Source organism: Fictibacillus sp. B-59209 (genome assembly GCF_036216745.1).
GTDB lineage: Bacteria > Bacillota > Bacilli > Bacillales > Fictibacillaceae > Fictibacillus_C > Fictibacillus_C marinisediminis.
Genome location: NZ_JARMMC010000039.1, coordinates 1 through 25,170 on the forward strand (window position 1 = coordinate 1; position 25,170 = coordinate 25,170).

Sequence of the window (25,170 nt, forward strand, 5' to 3'; positions counted from 1 at the left end):
CTAGCGCCAAGAGGCTCACCGCACGCCCCGTGGAAAGCGAGCAGCCTGGAGCGGAGATCAACAGCTACCAGACTTCTTGGACAGCCCCTTATTGCTCTTTACTCGTATTTCTGAAGTTCGTTTACCGTCACGAACTTGTAGCCTTTTTTGCTCAGAGCAGACAGTGTTTTATCAATCGACTCCAGCTCATTGCCGGTTTTGTCATACATCGGATGGAACAGAATGATCGAGCCCGGTTTTACATTTTTCGTAACATAACGAACCTTATCCGAAACAGACGTATAGTACGTATCTGGTTCGAGGCTCCACGTGATCGTATCCATGTGCAATTTATTAGTATAGTAAGGCAGTCCGATCAGCTTCTTACCGTTAGGCGGCCGGAAGTCGATCGTCCCTTCATAACCCGTCTGGCGGATCAGCGCATTCGTTTTCTTCAGTTCCTGCTTGATAAAGGAAGGCGACTTGAACACCATCCGGTTATGGGAATAGGTATGATTGCCGATCTGATGGCCAGCTTGTGCAAGCTTCTTCCCTTCCGCCATGTTCTTCCGAAGTTCGTTTCCAATCAGAAAAAAGGTCCCTTTGGCGTGGTATCGTTCCAGTACCGGCAACAGCTTATCCACCTTGTTTGTAGGACCGTCATCAAACGTGACCGCGACCGCTTTTTGCTTCGTTTCAACATGGCTTGTCAGCCCGCCGAACAACTGGAAATTGCGGGCGTTCATTAATTTATAGGTGCCGAATAATATAAAAATGATAACGAGAAGTACAGACACGGTGATTCCTATTCGTTTTTTCATGATAATCCTCTGTGTTTTTGCTTTTATTATAGCAAACTTCAAAAAAGACCTCTCAGGACCCTCTTTCCCGGTGATTGATATACCCTGATGGAATTTTACTTGCGGTTCGACATCGTTTACTTGCGAAAGTTCATCCATTACTTGCAGTTCGACACCAATTACTTGCGGAAATGCTTCCGTTACTTGCGATTCGACAAGATTTACTTGCAAAACATGTCATTTTCAAAAAAAGAGTATCACCACAAAGCCAACAAACAAAGCACCCATCTGCTTCATCCAGACGGGTGCTTTTTGATTTGATAGTAAAGCTTTTCTGCTTTGTAATTGGCATCGGCCGAGGTTTGAATATAATAAAGAAAAAGAACAGTAAGACAGAAAACTGCAACTCCAACATAATTAATAACGTTGGATTACACTCTCTATGATTTCTACCTGTTCTATTGATGGGGACATGCGCTAACACCGATGTCACTTCTTTTCATATAAGCTATCTAAATAGATTCGTCTTCGCCAGATCGATCAGATCGTCTCCCTTGCCGTTGAGCACGGTTTTGAGCATCCAGAGCGTAAATCCGTGCGCCTGTTCGAACTCGATTTTTGGCGGCAGAGCTAATTCCTGACGGTTGACGACCACATCAAGCAGCACGGGGCCATTATGTTTAAACGCTTGTTTAACGGCACCCTCCAGGTCACCCGGGTCTTCAACACGTATACCCTGGATCCCCATGCCTTCGGCGATTGCGGCATAGTTGGTTTGTCCAAGGCCCGTACCGGTTTCCAAGTATCCCGCCGCTTTCATTTCCAGCTCCACAAAGGCAAGTGCCTCATTGTTGAACACGACAACCTTTACCGGCAATTGATGCTGCTTGATGGTCAAAAGATCCCCCATCAGCATCGAGAGGCCGCCATCCCCGGAAAGAGCGATGACTTGATTCTTTCTTTTTGAAACCTGTGCCCCTATCGCTTGCGGCATCGCGTTAGCCATCGTGCCATGATTGAACGAACCCAACAGCCGGCGTTTACCGTTCATCTCCAGATAACGCGCCGCCCATAAGGATGGGCTTCCCACATCACAGGTAAAAATGGCATCCTCAGCAGCGAGGTCACTGACCACTTTTGTTAAATACTGCGGATGGATGGGTGTCTTCCCTTTTTTCCCGGTGGCCAATTTGTCCAGATCTTTGCGCACTTTCGCATAGTCCTTCACATGCTTGTCCAGATGACTCGTGCTTTTCTTTACTTTTATTAACGGAAGCAGCGACTCCACCGTATGCTTCACATCCCCACATAGCCCATAGGTTAACGCAGCCCGTCGGCCAAGGTGCTCCGCCCGGATATCGACCTGTAAAATAACGGCCTTCTCCGGGAAGAACTGGCGATAGGGGAAATCGGTCCCGAGCATGAGAAGAACATCGCAGTCCATCATGGCATGATAACCGGAAGAATAGCCGATGAGCCCCGTCAGTCCAACAGAGTAAGGATTGTCGTACTCCAGATGCTCCTTCCCTCTGAGCGCGATGACCATCGGAGATTTCAGCGCATCACAAAGCGCCATCACCTCGGTATGCGCTCCTTCACACCCCGCTCCGCACAACAGCGTTACTTTCTTCCCTTTATTCAAGTAATCGGCAAGCCTTTGCAGCTCGTTTTCCGATGGACGGATGACTGGTTCTGTCACGTGAATGACTTGTTCCGGCACAGTCTGTTCATCATGAAGAGAAGCCACATCCCCCGGCAATACAATCACTGAAACGCCTTTGCGGCCGATGGCATGCTGCATCGCCATCGTGACCATGCGCGGCATCTGCTCCGGACGAGTCAGTACCTCGCAATAATGGCTGCAATCCCTGAACAGCATCTCCGGACGGGTCTGCTGAAAGTATTCTCCGCCGAGCTCATTGCTTGGAATGTGCGCCGCAATGGCCAGCACCGGAATCCGATTTCGATGGCAGTCGTACAATCCATTAATCAGATGCAGGTTACCTGGACCGCTGCTTCCCGCACAGACGGCGATACTATTGCTTAAAATCGCATCCGAACCTGCAGCAAAGGCCGCTACCTCTTCATGGCGAACCGAGATCCATTCAATTTTTCCGGAACGGCGGATGGAATCCAGCACCGCGTTCAGTGAATCGCCCACAATCCCGTAGATCCGCTCAATTCCAGCATGTCTCAACGAATCGACCAGTAGATCAGCAACGGTTTTCTTCATTATGTAGTCTCCTTTTTAGTTATTGCCTCAATCCTCTTCCATATTATCCCTTGTGTTAGCGGGAATATTCGGAGGTTTGAGCGTAAAGCTTCCCTAAAAGAGGTCTACCCTGACGTTTGCTTAAGGAAACCTTCGTTAAGGTGTTCTATTGTGACAAATGACCGGGTAATAATGGATCATGCTATTCTGGAAAATAAATCTAAAATACCTGTTGTAATTTTAATGTAATCACTGTAACATAAATGTAACATATCAATGACCGACTAAAGTTCGCATTCTATCATTAATCAAAAAAAGAAAAGGAGTCTTTATGAAAAAATCAATTTTCCGCCTAACCATGGTTACCATTGCTATTGCCTTGATTGCTTCCGTATTTTTTGTGAATAGTGAAGCAAAGGCCGCATCCGTACTGACAGCTTTTGTAAATGTTAAAACATCGCTGAATGTCAGAAATGCTCCAAGTGAGAAAGCCACAATCATCGGCTCTTTAAAATCCGGCGCCACCGTATCCGTTTATTCAAAAACCAAATCCGGCTGGTCTGAAATCCGCTACAAAAGCAAGAAGGCTTATGTCTCTACCAAGTATCTTAAATTTTTCACGGGTGTAACGATCAGTAAGCATCAGTATAAAAATACAAAGGCTGTGTCCTATCCTCAAGTGAAGGGACTAAAAAGCAAAAAAGCTCAGGATAAAATCAACGCCGCTCTGCTGAGCCATGCGAAAGAATCGTATAATGAATATTTACAATTGCTGAAAGATGAAAAGGAAATTCAGGGAGATAAAATGTGCAAGGAATATCCTTTTTCCTGTGATTATGATTACTCATCCAGTTATTCCGTAAAATACAATGATGGCAAGCAGCTGAGTATCCTTTTTCAAGACTATGAATATACCGGCGGTGCACACGGTATGTCATCCCTCGAAGGGTATAACTTTACGATCAGCGACGGCAAAGAATTGAAACTGAACAACATTCTTACAAGTGATGCGAAATACAAAGCCGTACAAAAATATGCGTATAACTATATGAAAAAGCATAAAGATATTTTTTATGTAACCAGCCAAAGTGATGTGAACATAAAACGTGATGCCCAGTTTTATTTTAACTTTAACGGCATTACCTTAAAATTCGGGGAGTATTCTGTTGCCCCTTATGCAGCAGGAACTCCAACAGTAGACATACCCAGGTCTGTGTACAAATAAAAAATTCTTAGGAGAAGGGATATGCCCTTCTCCTTTTTTAATTTCTTTAGGTCCAGCAGGTGAGTCCTAAAGCTGATTGATTGTACTAGTGACTCATCAACAGTCTGGCCATAGGAAGCGAATCAGACTAATCACTATAATATAATTGATAATACTCCATGTTTGTCCATTGCGGTTCGTCAGCTCACCGCATCCTATAATGTATCAACTATAAGGAGGTAAGCTATTGTCACCTCGAACAAATGATGTAGTCCTTATTGTGTTTGAAAGCGTTCCAAGAACGAGACGATTTCGAATTTCTGATTTTGCCATCATCGGCAGTGCAGGCCGATGTAGGGAGTTTCTAAAAATAGGGGAAGATGTAGTACATGCTGAAAGTTGTCTTTTAAGAAATAACTTTCGGGTCGTTTTTGAAAGTTCAAATATTCTGCTTTTCGTTCGTAATTAAACATGGCAGCTTTTACGGAAAGTGACTACGTCCCATTTATTTAGGCCAATCAAGAGAAATCTGTACAGTGGTAATATTATTTCTTTAACTACTGGTCGCGATTCTTTAATCAGAATCGCTTTTCTTTTTGAATTAAAGAATATCAACGGTCTGATTGGTCGGCCCAAGTATCGCAAATCACTGCTGGCCGTTATGGATGCTTCTCGTTCTTGAAACAGTACGAATTTATGTACCTTTGATATAATGTTTGATAAGTTTAAACTTAGAGGTGACTTATGAACTATTCAGATGAAAAAATTACCGAAGGACATATTTTTTATAGTTTTAATGAAGAAGATACTTATCTAGAAAATTTAATATCTTATATACTCTCTGGCCTAGAGAACCATCAAATTATTCTAGTTATTGAAAACATGAAAGTTCTTCCCAAATTAAAAGAGAAGATTAACGTGTTATTAACCAAAGAACAACTAACATATGTGCGAATGGTTAATAATTTTGATTATTACCTTTCAAACGGAGATTTTAATACAACTACAATAGTGAACCACTTTGAAAGTGATTTATCCGCTTTAAAGAATCGCAATTCACCTATTCGGACTTGGGCACATGTTGAATGGTATTCCTCTGAACCGGATGCTGAGTTGCTCAACGATTTTGAAACAATCGCAGATGAATTTGTCTTACAGAAAAATACACTGTCGGTATGTGCATACCCTTCTGAACGTTTAACTTCTGAATTGAGCACTCTTTTAAGACAAGCACATAAATATTTTATGACAGATAACAATTTCTCGCTGTCCTCTTTGTATAATAGAACATCTTCTTAAAAAAACAGTATTAAAATTTAACTTAATTATGTTATTTGTGGCTTATTGCTAAAGGGGTTGCTAAGGTAACTCGAAAAAAAACGACGTGCCCACTCGCACATCGTCTTTACCATTAAATCAACAGCTGAAACAGTGTCTTGTCTTTATTCACTTCCTGATACGCAAAGCCCTTTCGGTTCATGCGCTGGATCAGCTCCGGATAATCCTCTTTATGCTTCAGCTCGATGCCGACCAGCACCGGCCCGGTTTCTTTGTTATTTTTCTTCGTATATTCAAACCTGTTGATGTCATCTTCCGGTCCGAGCACTTCATCCAAAAACTCACGAAGCGCACCGGCACGCTGAGGAAAATGAACGATGAAATAATGCTGCAAACCCTCGTAGATCATGGAACGTTCCTTGATCTCCTGCATACGGCCAATATCATTGTTGCCGCCGCTCACGATACATACTACTGTTTTTCCCTTAATTTGATCGGCATACTCATCAAGAGCAGCGAGAGAAAGAGAGCCGGTCGGCTCAGCGACAATCGCGTTTTGATTGTACAGCGCCAGCAGCGTGGAACATACTTTTCCTTCTGGTACAACAACAATGTCATCCAGAATCTCCTGACAGATCTGGTACGTGATCGCCCCGACATTTTTTACAGCCGCGCCGTCGACGAACGGGTCGATGCGGTCGAGACATACATGTTTTCCCTGAAGCATGCATTCATTCATCGCCGGTGCACCCGCTGGTTCAGCACCGATCACCTTCGTTTGCGGAGAAACACTCTTCAAATACGTTCCGATTCCGGCAGCAAGTCCTCCGCCTCCGATCGGAACAAACACATAATCAATGTTCTCGTCGCAGTCGTTTAAAACCTCCACTGCCACAGTGCCTTGACCCGCGATCACATCCTCATTATCATATGGATGGATGAACGTCCGATTTTCGGCTTGGCTGCAAACGATTGCTTCTTCATACGCATCATCAAATGTATCCCCGACTAAAACGATCTCCACATGTTCTCCGCCAAAAAACTTCACCTGATTCACTTTTTGCTTTGGTGTTGTCGTAGGCATAAAGATCTTCCCTTTGCTTTTCAGCAGATGACAGGAATAAGCGACACCTTGTGCGTGGTTTCCTGCACTCGCACACGTGATGCCGTTCTCAAGCTCCTGCTGGCTCAGCTTTTTGATCCGATTGTACGCACCGCGGATCTTAAAGGAACGGACGACCTGCAAGTCCTCCCGTTTCAAATAGAGTTTACAGTCATACTGTGCGGACAAAAGCGGATTAAACTGCAGCGGCGTATGGAGGACCACATCTTTGATTCGTTGATTGGCGATCATGATGTCTTCGACGAGCACCGTTTTTTGCTGTTGCTGTACCTGTTCCATGTTCCTCTTCCTTCCTATAATCATTTTTTTAAAATGGCTGTTTTCGTAACCTTTGCTGCTCTTGGGAGTGGTTGATGAAGGTCATTACAAAAATGTTCCCAAAGCAACAATCTTTTAGAAAAGAGCCTTTTCAATAAAAAAAATCTCATTTTTTTACTCCAATAAAAAAACTCCTCCCTTAATAGGGACGAGTCAGCTCGCGTTACCACCCTAGTTCCGAAGCAAAAAACTCCGGCACTTTAGTCAAAAAGACTTGTTAACGGACTACCCGACAAAGCTTACTCTCATTTCAGCTTTGTATCTCAGAGATGATTTTCAGATAATGTTTGTTCATCGGCTCCCACCACATCCGACTCTCTTTGGAACAAAAATATTATCCTACTGTTCTCGTCATCGACTTTCGTGTTAGATTTTAAAACTAAGATTAACAGCTTCAAAATGCCACGTCAACAAATTTATTGTAAATTTAGAATATTCTTTTTATGAAAGCGCAACCAATAGAAATCCAATAAAAAAAGCCACCTAAAAAGGCAGCTGGGTCTTAAAGTATTGCACCTAATTATGCTTTTCCATTGTACTCATGATACTTAAGAGTGCTGTGATCTGCCTTTCACGGACAGCTGGTCATTTTCAGCGACCAGCTCGGCTTCGATGTGAGAGACCTTCGAAGACTCACCCATACGCCAGTAGGTGATGAAGCTTACGGCAATGCAAGCAGCTACGTAGAAGTAGAAGAGCGACTCGGCTCCAATGCTCTTCAGCCATAACGCGATGAACTCCGCCGTCCCGCCGAACACAGCGACAGTGAGTGCGTAGGGGAAACCCACGCCAAGGGCACGGATTTCTGTCGGGAATAACTCGGCTTTCACGATCGCATTGATGGAAGTGTAACCGGTGACAATGATGAGACCCACCATCATGAGCAAGAAAGCAACGATAGGGTTCTTCATCTGCTCCATGATCATAAACAGCGGCACAGTCAGCAATGTACCAAGGATACCGAAACTGATCAATAGAGGGCGCCGTCCTATACGGTCAGACAGCATGCCGGCAAGCGGTTGAAGCACGACGAATACCAGCAGAGCAATAAAGTTGATCCAGCTGACGACCTCCTTTTGGAGGCCCACAGTATTCACCATAAATTTCTGTAAATACGTCGTGTAGGTATAGAAGGCTACGGTTCCGCCGAGCGTTAGTCCGACCACTGTCAGCACTGCCTTAGGGTGTTTCATTAAAGCCTTAACGGTCCCTGCGTTCGCCCGGTTTTCAGAACCCATTTTTTCGAACTGCTCCGATTCGTCCATCGTGCGGCGCAGCCACAATACAGCCAATGCTCCCATTGCTCCAATGACGAACGGAATACGCCAGCCCCAGGACATCATATCGGATTCGCTGAGCACTTGCTGGAGGATGATCTGAACACCCAGAGCCACTAACTGTCCGGCAACAAGTGTCACGTACTGGAAGCTCGAGTAGAAGCCGCGGCGACCGGAGCTGGCCATCTCGGACAGATACGTTGCCGAGGTTCCATACTCTCCACCTAACGACAACCCTTGTAGCAGGCGGGCGAGAATCAGAATAATAGGTGCTAGTATACCAATGGTGCTATAACCTGGGGTACAGGCAATGATCAGAGACCCACCGGCCATGATGGTGATGGAAAGCGTCAGCGCTGCACGCCGGCCATGTCGATCGGCGTAGCGGCCCATCAGCAGACTCCCAATCGGCCGCATCAGGAATCCGACGGCGAAGATCGCCGCAGTGTTGAGCAGTTGGCTGGTCGGGTCTCCCTTAGGGAAGAAATTTGCAGAGAAATACACGGCAAAAGCAGAATAGACGTACCAGTCGTACCATTCGATCAGATTTCCAACCGAACCCTTGAAGATGTTTCCCGTAATGCGCCGCGTCTTTGCGCGATCAATAGATTGAGACATTGTTAAATCCTCCTCACGATGTGCCAGTGTTAGACACTCGGTTTATTGACTCCGTCAACACTCACAAGCTTTGAAACTACCGGAAACCGCTTTCTTTTTTGGCTTTGCTAAAGCATATTGTTGATTTTCTTTCCAAGTGGGGCATCGCATACTGATGATTGAAAGAGGCCCTCAAGTTTTTTATACGGCTGTTTTGTGAAACAAATGAAGCGCCTGAAAAGCAGAAGAGAGTAAGCTTGCTTATACCCTTCTGCTTTTCACAAGGCGATTCAATCACACCCCACTAGAAAACAACAACATTAATTAACAGAGCTTCTTTTTTAAAACTATACCATTTATCATTCGACAGCAACAGACAGATTGGAATGTAAAACCTGTTAATTTACATCGATAAGAGAAAAGACCCCCACAGCTAAATCGCCTCTCCCCCATGAAAATATTGCCAAATTCTTTTATGTAATGATACACTTCCCATGTAACAATAAATTTAGATTATATATTCGAGGAGGAGATGACTTTGAATCGAATTGGCTTGCTCCTAAACGTGCTAGATACAACCTTCGACAAGGAGAGTTGGTATGCACCGTTCAAACATGCATTAGAAGGAATCACGGCAGAACAGGCTAACTGGAGACCAACTGGAGAGGCAACTAAAACAATTTGGGAGAACGTTAATCATCTCATTTATTACAAAGAGAGACTTGCAGCAAACATGGAAGGCCGTGAATGGCCACATAATCTCGACGGTAATGAAACCTTCTATCTCACCGAACAATCAAATGACGATAAGGAATGGAAGAAAGTCGTTGAACGTGCCGAAAACGTACAACGCAGTTTAAGACAGATACTGAGTAAAACTTCCGTCGAAGAGCTTGACCAAAATTCCCTTGAGGGAAAGTTACTGGACATAATGCTTCATGACGCTTACCATACAGGCCAAATTATTCAAATCAGAAAAATGCAAGGATCCTGGCCTTCCCACCGCTGACCCGAACGAAAAAACAAAAAGACTCCGCTTTGAGATTTGGATTATTTTATCTGGTATTCCAATAAAATGAAATTGGATCATATGATGAAGTGACTCCATTTATAAAAATTCCAAAATAGTTTATAAATAAATTTTCCTAATAAACGTAAGATATTTTTCTTCTTGCGCTTTTTCTATTAAATTGAGATTTTTATTACCTAAAATTAAAGAACTGTTCATGAACAGCTTCAACAGGTTCTTCAATCGCTTCCTCTTGCGTGATGTCTTTATGTAATAAGGAGATTGTTCTCCTTTTTCCACTAACCTGCCATTTAGTTCAATAAAAAAGCCACCTGTGATGGCAGCTACTTTAAGTATTAATGTATACCTTTTTTCAACGAACCTGCACTTTAACTTGGAAAAGGATACATATTCCTTTATTATCCAAAATAAAGAAGCACCCTATTAATTGGATGCCTCTAGATAAAACTTAATAAGATTCATTTCATTCTTCTTATTTATTAATTCTCCTCTTTTAATAAAATAAACATAACTGTTTATATATAAAGTTTGTCCTATTGTAATATCTTCGCTGGAAACAAATAATGACAGGGCTTGTCCATTTCCTTCAAAAATTCTTTGGTTCTCAAACATTAGTTCATAGTTGTAGTCATTAATAACCATCAACTCCCCAATTTGAGATTTATACCCTAAATATTCTGGAACCTCACCCTTTGTAATAAACTGAACCTACTGTACGTCTAAATAATGCTGCAGAACCCTTGGCGGGAAATATTTCAGGGGCAGGGGTCTTAAGGATACAATAGTGGAGGGAGAAAGGATCGAATCCTGTTGTGCCTGTTTTAGACAGTTGTACATCGCTTTGCCGCCAACTGAATTGGCAGAATGAATAGTGATGCGGTTAGCAAATCGTTTTTCTTCCACCATCATTTGAACAAGCATTAATCCATTCCTGTCTTTATTTACTAAATCGTGATCCAAAGAAAGATGTTCGATAGTGCAATTTCGCAGCAGCTCTAAACACTCGTCAATCGTCTCCGTTAAAACATAGCCTTCAGGTGCAGTCCGGTAGTCATCTAAGAAAACGCTAATATTACCCATTTCAGACTCCTTCCCTTATAAAGGGGTGACTAAGAGAAGTCGAAAATCCCTAGATAAATAGATCTTAAATAGATCTTGAATCAACCTTAACATAGATTCTGTTTGAATTGCACATAAACGACTTTAAAAGCTAATATTTGACAAACATTTCATGATTAAGAAGAGGATTTAGTTTAATCGAGAAATATCAATGACTTTGCTAGAGAACTTTTGATGTGATCCAGTTGGAGCCTTCCTTGTCCTGCGGGACTAGCGTGACAGTTGAGACTCCCGCCGGTGCTTGCACCAAGAGGCTCACCGCACGCCCCGCGGAAAGCGAGCAGCCTGGAACGGAAATCAACAGCTTACAGACTTCTTGGACAGCCCCGCTTAAACTGCATGATTGGCATTTACTTTTTTTCCATTACTGCAAAGTAATTTTCTTCACTATCTGCAAAGTTAAATACTCTGCCAGAAGGCATATTTACAATTTCTCCGACAGTGACATTTTTATTTGATAAGTCGCTACGTAATTGATCGAAATTTTCCGAGAAAAACATTAAAGAAGGTGTACCAAGATTTAATTCAGGCGACATTTTTGCAACGAATTCCTTACTGTGCAGAATAATACTTGTTTCTGCATCCTTTGTTGGAGCAATTTCAATCCATCTCATTCCCTGACCGTTATCTTCTTCAGAAATTACACTAAATCCTACTTTTTCTGTCCAAAAATCCACTGCCTCATCTTGGTTATTTACATACAGCATAATTTGACCGACTTTATTAATCATTTATTTCACTCCCTTGTCCACTTTCTTAATAATAAATTATCATATATTGCACTTGCATCACCCCCCCCCCCCGATTTCAAATAATTTTTTTCGTTTTGAACCCTTATGATTTCAACTACTCTTTCAACACGAACTGTGGTATACTATTTAAGCGATGAGCTAATTTGCATAAGACGAGATTGACGCGCCTTTAAGGCAATGCACTATGTGGAGTGCTGTCTCTCGCCGCAAAACGCACAAAAAAGATGTCCTATTGGGCATCTTTTTTTTAATGAACAAGGTGCACTCAAGAAAATGAAATTTACGTTCAAAAAGAAAAGCTTCCATCAGGGGCAGCTTTTAAGAAGAATTACAATAAAAATTAAAACTTATACCTTTATATTCATTAATAAAAAAGTAAGCCCCCTCCGAGGACTTACTCATTCCCTTCAAATTTCTACGACCTCATGCTCCCTCGCCGAAAGATATGCCGCTTCAACAATCTTTGTTGCCGCCACCCCGTCCCAAGCAGTGGCCAGCTCTGTCGGATTTTTCCGTATCGTCTCAACAAATGCATTCATCATATGAAGATATTCAAAGTCACCAAAGTTATGATGAATCGTTTTCGTGCTGTTATGCTGAATGATGTTCTGGGCATACGCTTTTAAGTCGATGGCCCCTTCCGTTCCTGTCGCCCGAAGATCAATGCCACCCCACGTCGGATAGCCCTCCGGCCGTGACCAGCTCGGGTCGATGTCAGCGATGATTCCATTCTCAAACTCCAGCTGCACGTGGCCGACGTCATCAATGGTGATGCACGGGACCAAGAAGGAATCAGCTTCTGCAAACACCCTCGTCACTTCAGCTCCAGTTAGCCATCGCATCAAATCCGCGAGATGAACGATATGATCCATCAGCGCGCCCCCGCCGGACAGGTTCTTATCAATAAACCATCCTTTCGGGCATTGCCCCGGATTCTTGCCGTGAAAAGCCAGAACATCACCAATTTGTTTTTGATCGATGACCTTTTTCATTTGAACAGCCGGCGTATTGAACCTCAACGGAAAAGCAGTGGCCAAAACAACATCCTGCTCAATAGCCTTTTGCGCCATGATGGTGGCACTTTTTGTTGATACAGCCAACGGTTTTTCACAAAGGACATGCTTGTTCGCCTCTAAAGCTGCCAGTACCAACTCATCATGTTTGACATTCTCCGAGCAGACGATCACCGCTTCACATTCGTTCAACGCCACTCCCAAATCATGATAAAAAATAGTGGAATGCTCTGCCGCTTTCTTCTTCCCGCGATGAGCATCATCGTCATAGATACCCGCCAGTTCTGTGCCTGGACACAGTTTCACGGCAGCTGCGAACGCATCTAAATGAACATGAGCCGCTAATAAAATGGAGATTCTCATCGTGTGTACAGCTCCTTTTCTAAGGAAATCGGCCGCTTTTCCTCTGCAGACTGTAATGCCAGAATTGCAAGTTTCGTACTCTCATAGGCCTCCTGCAGCGTGACAGGAGCCGGCTCATTATTTCGAATGCTATCAATAAAATCTCTCAGTTCAAGATACCAAGGGTCATCCCGCAGCAGGACTGGCGGAACCTCTGTGGAATCTTTTTTAAGCGAAATATTCCGGTGAACAGAGAGCGGAGAAACCTCCTGACTGTTAAACGTAAACAGTTCATTTTCCTGCGCGATCTCCACTTCCTGCGCGAATCCGCCGTCATATCTCCAGCTGCCTTCAATACGGCTGATAGACCCATTCTCGTGGCGCAATGTGATGAGAGCATAGTAATGATCGGGATCCGTCTGTGCAAAAACACGCGTTACCGGCCCGAACGCCCACCGAGCGAAGTCGATATCATGCAGGCTGAGATCCAAAATAACCCCACCGCTGTTGCTGCGGTCGAGAGACCAGTTTTTTGCGCTCACAGGTAATTGAGAGCGCCTTGAAAGTAAGGTGGACGCAGGCTTATCCGGATCAATGCATTCCTTCAGCTTACGGTACTCAGGATAATAGCGCAGCACCTGCCCGACCATCACTTTTGAGCTGCAGCGCTTTTCCAGCTCCAGCATGCGCCGGCAGTCTTCATCGGTATGCGCCATCGGTTTTTCGAGAAAAACATGCTTGCCTTTCTCCACCGCTTTTTCAAAAATATCCCGGTGCATAAATGTAGGAAGACAAACGTCAACCACATCCCCGAGCTCCAGGCACTTCTCTAAATCGTTATAAACGGGAATCCCTTGTATATCCCCGGTTTGGGTCGTTGAATAAATCCCTGCTACTTCCACATCCTTCATCTGCAGATACGCGTTCAGGTGGATGTTTCCGATAAAGCCGTAACCTAAAATAACAATTTTCACAGCTGGCACTCCTTTCAAAGGACTTTTTATATAGATTCCCTGTTTTAACGGGGAGACCTGCATGATTCTTGTTACTTGTCGGAAGTTTACTTACGAATTCCTTGTGGTTACCCCCGGAAACTTAGACTTTACTTGCGGTTCTATACTCGTTACTTGCGAAAACTCTGACTTTACTTGCGGTTCGACAAAGCTTACTTACACAACAAATCATTTTCAAAAAAACGAGCCTAATAAATCGTCATTCATCTAATGTCATCAAATAATTTCGATTTCTATATGTGCCAGTATAAGAGAGATTCATGGATTGAAGGATACGAGAGGAAACAGAAACAGATGACAGATGCAAAAAGGATCTAAGCTCGGAATTTGAGACGGAGAGGCCGATAAGCAGTTTGTAATCGGTAATTGCAGCAAGATGAGCGTCCTTTGAAAACGAGCCACACCATGTGCAAACCCACTTCGCATGCAGTCGGATCATCGGGAGAGCGGAACATTCCGGGCACTCTACACCGGTCAAAATTTCTTCTTTAGGGACTTGGAACTGCTGAAGGATTTGAGAATCAGATTGAGTGTGGCTGTTCACAAGTTTACGGGAGAGCTTCTTTATTTGCTGGGGATTCAGCTGCTCTTTGACATGCATCTTTTCATACATTTTTATTTTCAAGAGGAGATTTGCACCGTGAATGACTCGTTTGGAAGTGGAAGGATCCAGATTCAGGAGGGTATTTTTAATTACCGTGTTGGGGTTTCTCATGACAACAAGCATTTCAATGGGAACCTGTGGAAGTTTTTGTGCGGATAGCCAATCCTGCAGCTGTACACGATGACGTTCGACCTGCAAAACTGGGTCTGCGAAGCCTTCCTCTTTTTCACCAGACACACGAATGAGCTGTTTATAATTGTGATCAAAAACAAGTGTTCCTGAGATGTTTTTCACTTCTAAAATAAGAAAGTAATGAGGAGAAAGGATGAGCGTATCTATCTGGAAAAAGCGTTCGCCATCTGTAAGCCGGAGATCATTGAAAATGAGGTAGTCTTTCTTGAGGAGATAGCCCAAATGATAGTCTATGGCAAGCTCCCCTCTGTAACCCGCCATCCGCCTTGCTAATTGGTCACTAATATCGGGCCGTTTCCGGTGATCCGGCGGCAGCCTTCTCAGCAAAGCCTCCAATTTGCGTACCGTAATAGGAACTTTTCGTTCTTTTACAATCAAATTCTATCAACTCCCTTTCTTAATAAGAAGGAAATTCGAATTGTGAGAAGAATTTCCTGCTCATGGTGCAAAATGAGTTGAAAATATGTATCCTAGCCCTCGATTGATCATGCATTTGACTAATTATATTGTTCTCTCGGGCTTAGCCGGCCCACAGCTTGTCCAAACCTTCATCAATAACGCGTTTTTGGGGTATTGAGACCCTCCTGTTGGCTGTTACTTGTGATTCGACATGAATTACTTGCGGAAATGCCCTCTTTACTTGCGATTCTGCATGCATTACTTGCGAAAACTCCGACTTTACTTGCGGTTCGACACCACTTACTTGCAAAACACATCATTTTCATAAAATCGCAGGCCAGCATAGACTTCGAGATCATGCTTCGCCCTATAAAATCGAGTTAAAACGCCACAAAAAAACGCCGTCTCTCAACGGCATTTTCTATCAAGATGCATCCGTAACATTCTTTCCATTCTGGTACTCCGACTTCAAAATACTATAGTACAGACAGACAACTTCCTGCCCATCCAATCGCTCTAATATCTTATTTTCACTAAATCTGTAGTTGAATCCGCATTTCTCATTCACTCTCTTGGAATTATGATTAAAATCATAGTGTCCACACCAAACGATATCTAAATTCAGATCTTCAAAACCATGCTCCAGCACTCGGTTTACCGCTTCAGGAACATAACCTTTCCCCCAGTAGGCTGGATTGAGAACATAGCCGATTTCCTTTTGGTTCAAATGGGACAAGGTTTCATCCGGTTTTCGATCATGCAGTCCGATGCTGCCGATCACCTTATGTTCAGAGAGCAGTTCAATGGCATACAATATATCAGTGCTCTCAAGGAACATTTGAATGATCTCTTTGCTTTCTTCCTCATCTTTATGCGGTTTCCAGCCGGCATTCGGGCCCACTAAATCACTTTTCGCGTATTCGTACAAGTCTTTGACGTCTGATTTCTTCCAAGGTCTCAATAATAATCTCTCAGTCTGCAATTCTCGCATGTAGTAGCCCCCCTTATTTTTAACCATTATAGGCTAAAAAGGAATAAAAAGGAACATGGGTGCCAGGCACCGAGATTACACAAGTGTGTAAAACCGGTGCCTGGCACCCTTTCAAAAAGGAACTGCCCTTCCTATCACTCTACCACTTCTTCAACCCCAACAGCTTCTCCCCTAACTCAGTCAACTGCGCGGTATCATATCTTTCGTGCTCCAGGTTGCGCGGATCGCCAGGGAAAGCCTTGCCGCTTGGCGGAATTCTCTCTTTCCATGACTCCACCCTTGTCTCGACCAGCTGCTCATTCCCCTCCTGCGCCGGGAACATGGAGATGTATTGGGCAAGGCGCGGCTTATCCGAATAATTTGGACGGATGCCATGCGGCTGCATGCTGTTAAAGATGAGCAAATCGCCTGCTTTGGTTACCACTTTTGTAGGTGTGTAGCCCGTCGTATCCGGCTTGTGCGGATCACGGTCAGCCGGCTGATCTTTTACCCATTCATCAAAGTCACGGTACAATTCAGGAATACACTGAAATCCTCCCATGTCCACGTCCGTATCAACAAGCGAGAGAACGCCCTGAACGTTTACCGGAATCGGATCAAGCGATGTGTCCACATCCCAATGGATAAAGCTGTTATATTCATGCCCAGGCTTCATCGGAAGGTTGAGATTGCACCTGTCAATGCTGGCCCACAATTTTTCCGTTCCCCAAATGTCCACAAAGGCATCATACACCCTCTGATGCATGCGGTTATCCCAAAGATACTGATGGTTGTAAAGCTCGACCATCCCTGTATTCTTCAATTCTTCCATCTGAATTTCACGCCGTGCTGCTGTATACCAAGTAGAGGAATCGTTCGGATCTTTTTCTTCAAAGTCCCAAATCAGCTTCGCCAAGCGATCGACATGGTCTTGTGGAACGGCGTCACGAACAATCACATAACCGTTCTCTTTCCAAAACTTCCAATCTTCCTCACTAAGCACACGCAACGGTTCATTATTTTTCCTCTCATTCAACGGAACAGCAATCTCAAGAATATTATTCAGCTTCTGGTTCATTTTCCTTCCTCCTTTTGTATAGTAGCTTTTCTTGATTTCCATGTTAGGCCCCACGAGCTTCCAATACAATAAACGATGTTGCTGTCTCTTTAATAAAACTAAGATATCCTGCTGTTCCACCCAGAATAAACGTCGCTTTTTACTGTCATGTATCCGTTTCCAATCATGCAGTATCAATATCTTGTTTATTTTCCATAAAAACTATCATATCTTGCTCTGAACTATGGTTATCAACCATCAAATCCTTTACACTTAAAGGAACCATACCAGGGAGGTCATCGTATGAAGTTTTCAATGAATCAGAATGCAGCTTCCCCAGAAACTCTGAATATAAAAAAAGCCCCGCAGCTTTTATATGCCGGGCAGATCAGTGACAATCCACATTGGAAATTTTCGAGTCATAAACATGATAACCTGAGTGAAATCGTCTATATCAGTGGTGGACAAGGGACGTTCATTATTGATGGAATAACATATGAAGCTTCACAAGGAGATATCCTGGTCTACAATAAAGACGTGCTCCATGAGGAATGGTCCAACCCTGATCACCCACTACAAACGTATTTTTGCGGGATCACCAACCTATACATCCAGGGCTTGGAGGATCTTCATGTCATCCCTTCTGACATCGAGCCCGTTATTCGCTGCAATAAATACTCTTCTAAAATAGAAACATACCTGTCCGAAATCTTTGATGAGGCGGCGCTTCAAGCAAAAGGATATGAGATAATCTGCCAGAACCTGCTTACGTCACTCATTACAGTCATCCATCGCATCATCCATCTGCATCATCAAGACGCGTCAGCAGAAAAACAAGACTCCCTCTCTCATCGGATAAAAGAATATATTGATAAACACTATACAAGGAACCTTTCATTGGATGACTTGGCCGAAGCATTCTTCATCAGCCCTTACTACCTCTCGCATGTATTTAAAGAAGACATGAACCTGTCGCCTATTCACTACCTCATTACAAGGAGAATGGGTGAGGCCAAACGGCTGCTCGTCTCAACTAACCTGAAAATAAGAGAAGTCGCCCAGCTGGTCGGGTATGACAACCCGAATTATTTTACAATGCTGTTTAAAAAGTTTACGGGAGAGTCGCCTAAGAAGTTTAAGGAGAAGCATATGGAGAGGCTGTATTATCAGAAATAGAGGGGCTGTCCAAGAAGTCNNTCATTGAAGATTTTTCAAGCCAAAAAGGGACTGCCTGAAGGTCAATTTTCGACTTCTTGGACAGCCCCTTGTCCGTTTAATAATAACTTGTGTTGCCAAAACCCCAAAAGCAGATGCCGTTTTTAGACCAAACACCCTGGGCTCTGGCATAGTTTCCTGCGGGATTATTGACCATCGCAGAATAGCAGCTGAGTTGTCCCGGACGGACTTTTCCGTTTCCGCCTGGACTTGCACAGTCATATAATCTCATGAACAAAGGGAATCCAAAGTAAACCTGCGCCCATGAGGCATGGCATTTGTTGCTATGACGAATATAAACTTCTCCTCTCACTTAATCGCCAGCGGACCACGATAATTCGTTCTCCATGACCTTGTTTCATATTTGACCTCCCCCAGGACAAATAGACTTGCCCAAGGCTGGATCATTGATAAAACCTTCATTCTCGCGGCCTCCAATCTATGAAAGTTTACTATGTCTATAGAGTGTCCATGTAAAAGAATAATAATTATATAAGCCACCTTCCCTTTAGAGAAAGTGGCTTAAAATCGTTACTTGCTTCTGTCCAAAACGTTGAAAAGGGTTGCTTCAATACTTTCGGCTATGCTTTTTAACTCTTCATCTTCAATAAGACCAACCATGAAAAAAGCCCGAGAATGTATCCACATTCTTGGGCTTTTAATTTTACTTCAGTTTTTCAACTTTTGATAAAACACTATTTAATTCATCGGATGCCTTAGTTAAAGTCTTTGCATCCAGAGGCTTTGATTTTGCACCCGCTTCAATGGTGTGCAGCGGCGTTTCTACTTTTTCATAAAGATCGGCGTCTTTTTCTTTAACGCCGTCTTCGAATTTTTCCCATGATTCCTCTAACTGTTCTCCAGATTCTTTCACTTTATCTGCTTCGTTCGCTTTTAATTGAGATTTGAGGTCGGCAAGTGTTTGTTTCATTTCTTTTGATCCTTCAGCGATCGTCGGTTCTTTCGGTTTTTCTGATCCGTTATCTTTAGTTCCACAAGCTGATAATGTAAGAGAAGCTGCCAGTACGATAGGTACGATGTATTTTTTAGTTTGCATTTCGAAGTTCCCCCTGATGTTTGAGTTCGATTTTTAATTTGATATCTTTTTTTCTATTCAAAATCGCTGCCACTATGGCGACCAAAATAAGAAAAGCCTGTGGAATCATGCTTTCGAGCGTTGGGTAAAACGCAAGAAAATCAATAGTTGTTAAAGAATTTACTTGTGTCACAGGCAATAATCCAGCAAGTTGCAATCCGTGAATCCCCATACCTGTAAACTTGAAGCAGAGGTAAAACATGAGAACACTGGATACTAAGAAGAACGGGCGCATCGGAATTCTTAATCCTAGCTTAAGAATGAAATAAGAAAGGATAACAAGAACCAAAACTCCTATACCAATACCTGTTAATAACGAAGGCAGCTTGATTGAATTCGCCATTCCTATGAAAAACAATACCGTTTCTGTTCCTTCACGGAAAACGGCAAGGAAAGACAGGGCGGCTAGTGAAAATAAACTTCCAGTGTTCAGTGCATTTGTACTTTTTGTGCGAATGTATCGCTGCCATTCCGCAAGACTGGATTTACTGTGAAGCCAATAACTCATGTATAGCAGCATCGCAGCCGCAAAAACTCCTGTCCAGCCTGCAATCAAGAAATTATTGCTTCCGAAGGCTCCTGCTGAAAAGAGGAGATTCACAATGACACCCAGGATAATACTGACGCCAATTCCTGAACCTACACCCATCCAAATCCATTGTTTTTTGTCTTCGTGCCCGGCTTTTTTCAAGAAACCAAGCAGTGCGACTACTACCAGCAAAGCCTCAAGTCCTTCACGAAGCAGAATCGTTGTGGCATCCATCATGTTATAGCTTGTTTTCATGGCGATGGGAGCCAGATAATCCCGCATATCCTGAATGGTTTTTTTAGCACCGTCTATATTGTTTGATGATAGCTGGGCATAAGAAGTGACCATATCACGTTCAGCGCTGCTATAAACTTTTGAAGATTGGGTAAGTACAGTACCTTCTGCATTTAACCAGGATTTTCTAAACTTTTCAATGTCGGCTTTAGCCCCTTGAATATTGTTTTGATCGATATTCTTCAATGAATGGTCCAGTAAGGAAACTAGGCCAGCCACGTCTCCCTCTTTACTTGAACCGCTTTTTTTATCCTTAGATGCGGCAGGAAACTTCCCGTCGATGAATTTTTGGTTCATTTGCTTTAATTGTTCCAGCCCAACGGTTACATTTTTCTTGTTTACTGGCTGTTGAGCGAGAGCGAACTGAACTTGTCCCATCGCATCCTCAATATCATGATAAGCAGTAGTCGATTGATCCTTTACTCCATCCTCAATGGACAGCCAAGTGCTTGAAAACTTTTTGAACTTGCTGGATGCCTTGGTGATATCCCCTTGCTGAGATGCATTTATAGCTTGTGTTACGAGCTTGTTTGCTTCTGCCATATCACCCTTTGCATTCCCCTTCGCAAAGCTATGTAAAGGTAAAATCATGACACCAGCCAGAAGTATGGCAAGTATGATTTGAACCTTATTCTTCAATGTAATCCCCTCACTTCTCAATAAACTAACTTTTATCTATCTTTAGTTAATGAAATTCATTATCAGTACTCACTTTCAAATTATATTGTTAATGATAATCATTGTCAATTACCATTTTACAAAGATTTTTGTATGCAAAAAAGAGAAATCCTTAAAAATCAAAGAATTTCTCTTCATAATAAGGGTTTTTTTATAAGCCCGCCTCTTCCTGTTGCTTTATAAACTCAACGGTTCAATTTTCACAATATAATCCACTTTGACTTTCATGTTCTCATAATAATTCAGCCATTCTTTTCGGCTCATCGGCTGCAGCAATGGAGAAAGAGTATGTGCTCCTACTTCAAGAGGCTCTGCCTTTAATTTTTGTGTTTTCTTCACCAACTCCATTGATTGTCCTTGCAAATAGGACTCGATGTCTTTGTTAAGCTTTCTCATTTCACTGCTGCTGAGTATATTTCGATGTCCTCTGTATTCATCTATTCTTCCTTTCACATGTACCTTGATGGATAACGTTTTATAATTCCTGTCCACCTTCATACGAACCCTGGAACGTACTTGGCCTAAGGAAACCTTCAAATGAGAAAGAGGAAGACTTTTTAAGTAATGGTCGTTGGCTAACAGCTGGAACATCTGATCTTCAATATCCTTAACGGAGCCCACATAATCATTATTTTTAAAAAAGGCTGTTCCTTCGTACGTAAATTTTTTTTCATTCACTTTAAATATCGGCAGCACAGGATCCGAATAAGGAGAATAGACCTTTTCCATAAACTCATGAATATTGACAATCGTCATTTCTCCCTGATTTCTTCTTTCATAATGCCTGAACATCCGATATAGAAAATAATCCAAGTTCTTCAGTTCGTTCTTTTCCTTCTCTAAGTACTCCTCAAAGTTCCCTTTGACCAGCACAAGATAAAGACGAGGGGATACATCCGGATCTGAAAGGATGGTATTCATTAAAGAAATGACTTCTTTCTTCGCCAGATTTTCATTGATTAACAGCATTCGGAGCTGACCAAGCTTTAGTTCCCGGTAAAACTTTAAGTTGAAATCCTTTTTTCCCTGCTTTAATAAATCCACATCCAGTGTAAATAGCCTCTTTTTCTCATTCATAACGGGAGGAACAAGTGTAGTAATTTCCAATTTGCCATTTTCCCCTTTATTCAGCGACCAAAAGGTTACCGGAGCAACTTCTTCAACCGTATTATCCTCAACAAATGGTGAGGAGCAGCCCGAAAGAACCAGTACACAACAAAGCAGCGGCAAAATAACCCTCTTTATATATCTCATACTAGGAGCTACCTCTCTTCCATTTCATTGCAATAAGAAGGAATGAAGGCACGAGAAAATAAGTAATCGCACCCAGCCAGAGCTGCAGTGTTGTCCATATATTCAGCTCTTTCCCTTCCCTCCAGTACCAGCCATTAATAATCAGCATGCAAATAAAAATGGCTGCAGCGCTTCCCAAAAAGCCTTTACGATTCGTGGGAACTTTTATTCTCCCTGCTGCAATTCTTACTGCACCATAGAAATACAATAATAAGAGAGCGATCAAAAATAAAACGTAAATCATGATGAGAGAAATTATTATCAGATCAATGCGCTCAAACACCGGTGACTGCAAATAGCGGAGCATGTTTACAACAGGAAAACTGATTTTCTCGAGATAATTAGAACCAAAATATAAAAGACAAGCGACAAATAGAATGAGATATTCAATGACAGAGAGAGCATTCCCAATACTTAACCCTTTTAAAATCTTTTCCTTCGGTCCAATCCATGGGCCTAAACAGATTAAATATTCCGGTCCGGAAAGAGCTGACCAAATCATTAGAAACCCATACCAGGAATGAATCGAAATCTCTCCAGGTACCAATGGATACAGATGATGTATCTCGGCAATGGGAGGCAGGAAATAAGGGACATAAAGGACAATAATCCAGATCGTTGCTAAAAAAGCAATAAGGCCAAGCCGGATGGTCTTCTCCATTCCTTGAGAGGCAATGTAAAAGCTTGAGGCCATCAAGAAGAAAATGAGCCAGCTCGTCTTCATGGAGGGAAACATAAATTGGTGAATAATCTCAACATAGCCCAATGCTGTTACAATTACTTTTACTAAAATGACAAAAAGACCAAAAAATGCAAACAAACGGACGAGCCTCTCACCAAATAACTGTACAAAGCCAAGATAACCTTGAGAGGAATAATTTGATTTTAAATAGTAAGACAAGATCAAAAGGTTAATCTGCGAAAGGATCCCCACTCCGATAATTCCTAAAATCATATAGGGATGCATTAAGTGTTTCGGCAAAATGAGAATATAATACAGCATTTGCATCCGGTTCACCATGGCAAATATATAGCCGGTTCCCGTGATGGCCGTATTATCGAATAAGACAAACCTACTGCTCATTCGATCCCCTCCTTCTTTTCACCCTCCATTTTTGCAGTGGCTGTAAATATTGCGGCCGCTGCTTTATCCAGGGTAACGGTATTCTAACAAAAAGGTCATTCCAATCCTTCCAATGAAGAGGTGCAACGGGAGCAAAAAAAGGCTGTTTAAGGGAAGATAGTCCATTCAGATGGGCCAATAGGAGAATTAACCCGAGCGCAATTCCCAAAATACCGATAAACGACGATAAAATTAGAAATAGGAATTGTATGACCGTTGTAGCTTTTGTTACTAAATAATTTGGCACCAAAAAGGAAGCAATCGCAGATATTCCCACAAGAACAATCAATACCTTACTTGCAAACCCTGCTTCTACTGCAGCCTGTCCGATAACAATACCGCCAATGATCCCGATCGTCTGGCTCGTTTTGGTCGGCATCCGCAAACTGGCTTCTTTAATGATTTCAATGATAACCATCATGATCAACGCTTCCCAAAACGGAGTAAACGGCAATTTGCTCCGCGATTCCATCATCACATATAGAATTTGGAGCGGGATCATCTGATAATGATGGGTCGCTAACGCTACATAAAGCGGAATGAGTAAAATGGCGATAAGGAAACTTAAATAGCGAAGGGTTCTTAAAAAACTAGCAATGACCCAGCGATGAACATAATCTTCTGGTGATTGGAAAAGATGAAAAAAAGTAATGGGAGCAATGAGGGCAAATGGTGTATTGCCAAGCAAAATGACGAGTTTACCAAGCCCGAGAGAATAAGCACATGAATCTGGACGGTCCGTCTGCAAAGACTGAGGAAACAAGCTATTTGTATGATCATCCATAAAAGCTGAAAGGTTCGATGACTCCAGAATAAGATCAAAATTCACTTCCGAAATATTTTTCCTTGCAATATCTACAATATCCGGATTGGCAATCCCCTCTATGTACAACAATTGAACTTGTGTTTTTGTCAGGGAACCCACTTGAAATTTTTCTGTCTTCAGTTCAGTCAGAGGCAGCCGCCTGCGGATCATGTATAGATTATGCTCAACTCTTTCCGTAAAACTGTCTTTCGGTCCATACACGATCGTTTCAGTTTCCGAATTTTCGATGGCCCTGCTTAACGGGTTCTCCAGTTTAATGGCCCACCACTCGTTCTTCTCCACATCCTGGACAAGGACACACCCAATCAGCAAATGATTCTTTGCTTCTTCCATCGAACTCACCTTTATTACTTTGCACGTAGCGATACATTGGACAAATTGTTTGTTCGTGCTATGAATGATCGGATTGACGATTGATTCATTAAACCTCTCATGATCGATTAAGGTTTGTATGTAGACAAGAGAAAAGGGAATGCCACTGTTGGTTTGCCGTTGAACGATTTCGGCATCATCCATTTTTGCCGTAACTTTTTTAAATGCTTCCAGTGTAACGGCTTCATGTGGAACACTCGTCTTCTTTTCTTTTTCTTCTTGGCTGGTTGCTGCCTTCTTCTTTTTCCAAAACATCATTAAATCCCACCTGACAAGTTCCTCGGATAGTTTCTGCTTTTTATTATGTTCCGGAGATGCAGTTTTATCCAAAAGGTTTTAACGGTTGATCGGATTAGGTTAGAATACACTGATGATGTAAATACGGCGTTAAGTTTGGAAGAATAAAAAAACATATGGTACATGCTAAAAAAACAGGGGCTGTCAAGAAAGTCGAAAATTGACCTT

Annotated in this window: 21 protein-coding genes, 1 pseudogene and 1 other annotated feature; of the genes and pseudogenes, 4 read left to right on the forward strand and 18 right to left on the reverse strand. The window is 42.6% G+C overall.

Going from position 1 to position 25,170, the window contains the following annotated elements:
* Positions 1-98 precede the first annotated feature (98 nt).
* Entirely contained in the window at positions 99-800 is a 702-nt protein-coding gene (locus P4361_RS21570) for a polysaccharide deacetylase family protein (protein WP_328090942.1), read from the reverse strand.
* Between the two features lie 487 nt (positions 801-1,287).
* On the reverse strand, positions 1,288-3,012 hold the full coding sequence (gene poxB, locus P4361_RS21575; RefSeq protein ID WP_328090943.1) for a ubiquinone-dependent pyruvate dehydrogenase: 1,725 nt from the start codon (positions 3,010-3,012) through the stop codon (positions 1,288-1,290).
* 310 nt (positions 3,013-3,322) lie between these two features.
* Between poxB and P4361_RS21580 the strand changes: the two genes are divergently transcribed.
* Together P4361_RS21580 and P4361_RS21585 are read left to right on the forward strand one after the other, a co-directional pair.
* Positions 3,323-4,216, forward strand: a complete 894-nt coding sequence (locus tag P4361_RS21580) for a PdaC/SigV domain-containing protein (RefSeq protein ID WP_256224841.1) — start codon at positions 3,323-3,325, stop codon at positions 4,214-4,216.
* A gap of 723 nt (positions 4,217-4,939) precedes the next feature.
* Positions 4,940-5,494 (forward strand): MEDS domain-containing protein, encoded by a 555-nt coding sequence (locus P4361_RS21585; RefSeq protein WP_328090946.1) that lies wholly within the window; start codon positions 4,940-4,942, stop codon positions 5,492-5,494.
* A 112-nt stretch (positions 5,495-5,606) separates the two neighbouring features.
* On the opposite strand, the gene ilvA is transcribed toward P4361_RS21585, so the two are convergent.
* Both ilvA and P4361_RS21595 read right to left on the reverse strand, forming a co-directional pair.
* A complete protein-coding gene (ilvA, locus tag P4361_RS21590) occupies positions 5,607-6,875 on the reverse strand; it encodes a threonine ammonia-lyase IlvA (RefSeq protein WP_256224843.1) in 1,269 nt (422 codons plus the stop codon).
* A gap of 180 nt (positions 6,876-7,055) precedes the next feature.
* Positions 7,056-7,278: a binding site (T-box leader), on the reverse strand.
* A 184-nt stretch (positions 7,279-7,462) separates the two neighbouring features.
* Positions 7,463-8,809, reverse strand: a complete 1,347-nt coding sequence (locus tag P4361_RS21595) for an MFS transporter (RefSeq protein ID WP_328090948.1) — start codon at positions 8,807-8,809, stop codon at positions 7,463-7,465.
* Between the two features lie 517 nt (positions 8,810-9,326).
* Between P4361_RS21595 and P4361_RS21600 the strand changes: the two genes are divergently transcribed.
* On the forward strand, positions 9,327-9,797 hold the full coding sequence (locus tag P4361_RS21600; protein WP_062237365.1) for a DinB family protein: 471 nt from the start codon (positions 9,327-9,329) through the stop codon (positions 9,795-9,797).
* Positions 9,798-10,526: 729 nt separating this feature from the next.
* Here P4361_RS21600 and P4361_RS21605 read toward each other — a convergent pair.
* The 7 genes from P4361_RS21605 to P4361_RS21635 all read right to left on the reverse strand — a co-directional run bounded on the left by P4361_RS21605 (position 10,527) and on the right by P4361_RS21635 (position 17,300).
* On the reverse strand, positions 10,527-10,898 hold the full coding sequence (locus tag P4361_RS21605; protein WP_062237359.1) for a cyclic-phosphate processing receiver domain-containing protein: 372 nt from the start codon (positions 10,896-10,898) through the stop codon (positions 10,527-10,529).
* 389 nt (positions 10,899-11,287) lie between these two features.
* Complete coding sequence (locus P4361_RS21610) at positions 11,288-11,668, reverse strand: VOC family protein (RefSeq protein ID WP_062237357.1); 381 nt, start codon at positions 11,666-11,668, stop codon at positions 11,288-11,290.
* A 428-nt stretch (positions 11,669-12,096) separates the two neighbouring features.
* Complete coding sequence (locus P4361_RS21615) at positions 12,097-13,065, reverse strand: Gfo/Idh/MocA family oxidoreductase (protein ID WP_328090952.1); 969 nt, start codon at positions 13,063-13,065, stop codon at positions 12,097-12,099.
* Positions 13,062-14,018 (reverse strand): Gfo/Idh/MocA family oxidoreductase, encoded by a 957-nt coding sequence (locus tag P4361_RS21620; RefSeq protein WP_328090953.1) that lies wholly within the window; start codon positions 14,016-14,018, stop codon positions 13,062-13,064. Before P4361_RS21620 ends, P4361_RS21615 begins: the two co-directional genes overlap by 4 nt.
* A 238-nt stretch (positions 14,019-14,256) precedes the next feature.
* Entirely contained in the window at positions 14,257-15,231 is a 975-nt protein-coding gene (locus tag P4361_RS21625; RefSeq protein ID WP_328090954.1) for a nuclease-related domain-containing protein, read from the reverse strand.
* A gap of 445 nt (positions 15,232-15,676) precedes the next feature.
* Complete coding sequence (locus tag P4361_RS21630) at positions 15,677-16,243, reverse strand: GNAT family N-acetyltransferase (protein ID WP_328090955.1); 567 nt, start codon at positions 16,241-16,243, stop codon at positions 15,677-15,679.
* Positions 16,244-16,382: 139 nt separating this feature from the next.
* The gene (locus P4361_RS21635; protein ID WP_328090956.1) at positions 16,383-17,300 is read right to left on the reverse strand and encodes a phytanoyl-CoA dioxygenase family protein; all 918 of its coding nucleotides are present in this window, start codon (positions 17,298-17,300) and stop codon (positions 16,383-16,385) included.
* A gap of 282 nt (positions 17,301-17,582) precedes the next feature.
* Here P4361_RS21635 and P4361_RS21640 point away from each other — a divergent pair, with 282 nt between their 5' ends.
* Complete coding sequence (locus P4361_RS21640) at positions 17,583-18,455, forward strand: AraC family transcriptional regulator (protein ID WP_328090957.1); 873 nt, start codon at positions 17,583-17,585, stop codon at positions 18,453-18,455.
* A 97-nt stretch (positions 18,456-18,552) separates the two neighbouring features.
* Here the strand turns inward: P4361_RS21640 and P4361_RS21645 are convergent, their stop codons facing one another.
* The 7 genes and pseudogenes from P4361_RS21645 to P4361_RS21675 form a co-directional block, all read right to left on the reverse strand.
* Complete coding sequence (locus tag P4361_RS21645) at positions 18,553-18,807, reverse strand: DUF2690 domain-containing protein (protein WP_328090958.1); 255 nt, start codon at positions 18,805-18,807, stop codon at positions 18,553-18,555.
* A gap of 2 nt (positions 18,808-18,809) precedes the next feature.
* A pseudogene (locus P4361_RS21650) lies at positions 18,810-18,917 on the reverse strand (2-oxoglutarate dehydrogenase E1); the annotation flags it as partial.
* 241 nt (positions 18,918-19,158) lie between these two features.
* The gene (locus P4361_RS21655) at positions 19,159-19,551 is read right to left on the reverse strand and encodes a hypothetical protein (protein ID WP_062237333.1); all 393 of its coding nucleotides are present in this window, start codon (positions 19,549-19,551) and stop codon (positions 19,159-19,161) included.
* Positions 19,541-21,052 carry an FTR1 family protein gene (locus P4361_RS21660; protein WP_328090960.1) on the reverse strand — a complete coding sequence of 504 codons (1,512 nt, stop codon included), beginning with the start codon at positions 21,050-21,052 and terminating at the stop codon, positions 19,541-19,543. The genes P4361_RS21655 and P4361_RS21660 overlap by 11 nt, the downstream gene beginning before the upstream one ends.
* Before the next feature lie 216 nt (positions 21,053-21,268).
* Positions 21,269-22,345 (reverse strand): Ger(x)C family spore germination protein, encoded by a 1,077-nt coding sequence (locus P4361_RS21665; RefSeq protein ID WP_328090962.1) that lies wholly within the window; start codon positions 22,343-22,345, stop codon positions 21,269-21,271.
* A gap of 1 nt (position 22,346) precedes the next feature.
* Positions 22,347-23,468, reverse strand: a complete 1,122-nt coding sequence (locus P4361_RS21670) for a GerAB/ArcD/ProY family transporter (RefSeq protein ID WP_328090963.1) — start codon at positions 23,466-23,468, stop codon at positions 22,347-22,349.
* Entirely contained in the window at positions 23,458-24,960 is a 1,503-nt protein-coding gene (locus P4361_RS21675) for a spore germination protein (protein WP_425590303.1), read from the reverse strand. Before P4361_RS21675 ends, P4361_RS21670 begins: the two co-directional genes overlap by 11 nt.
* Positions 24,961-25,170 lie beyond the last annotated feature (210 nt).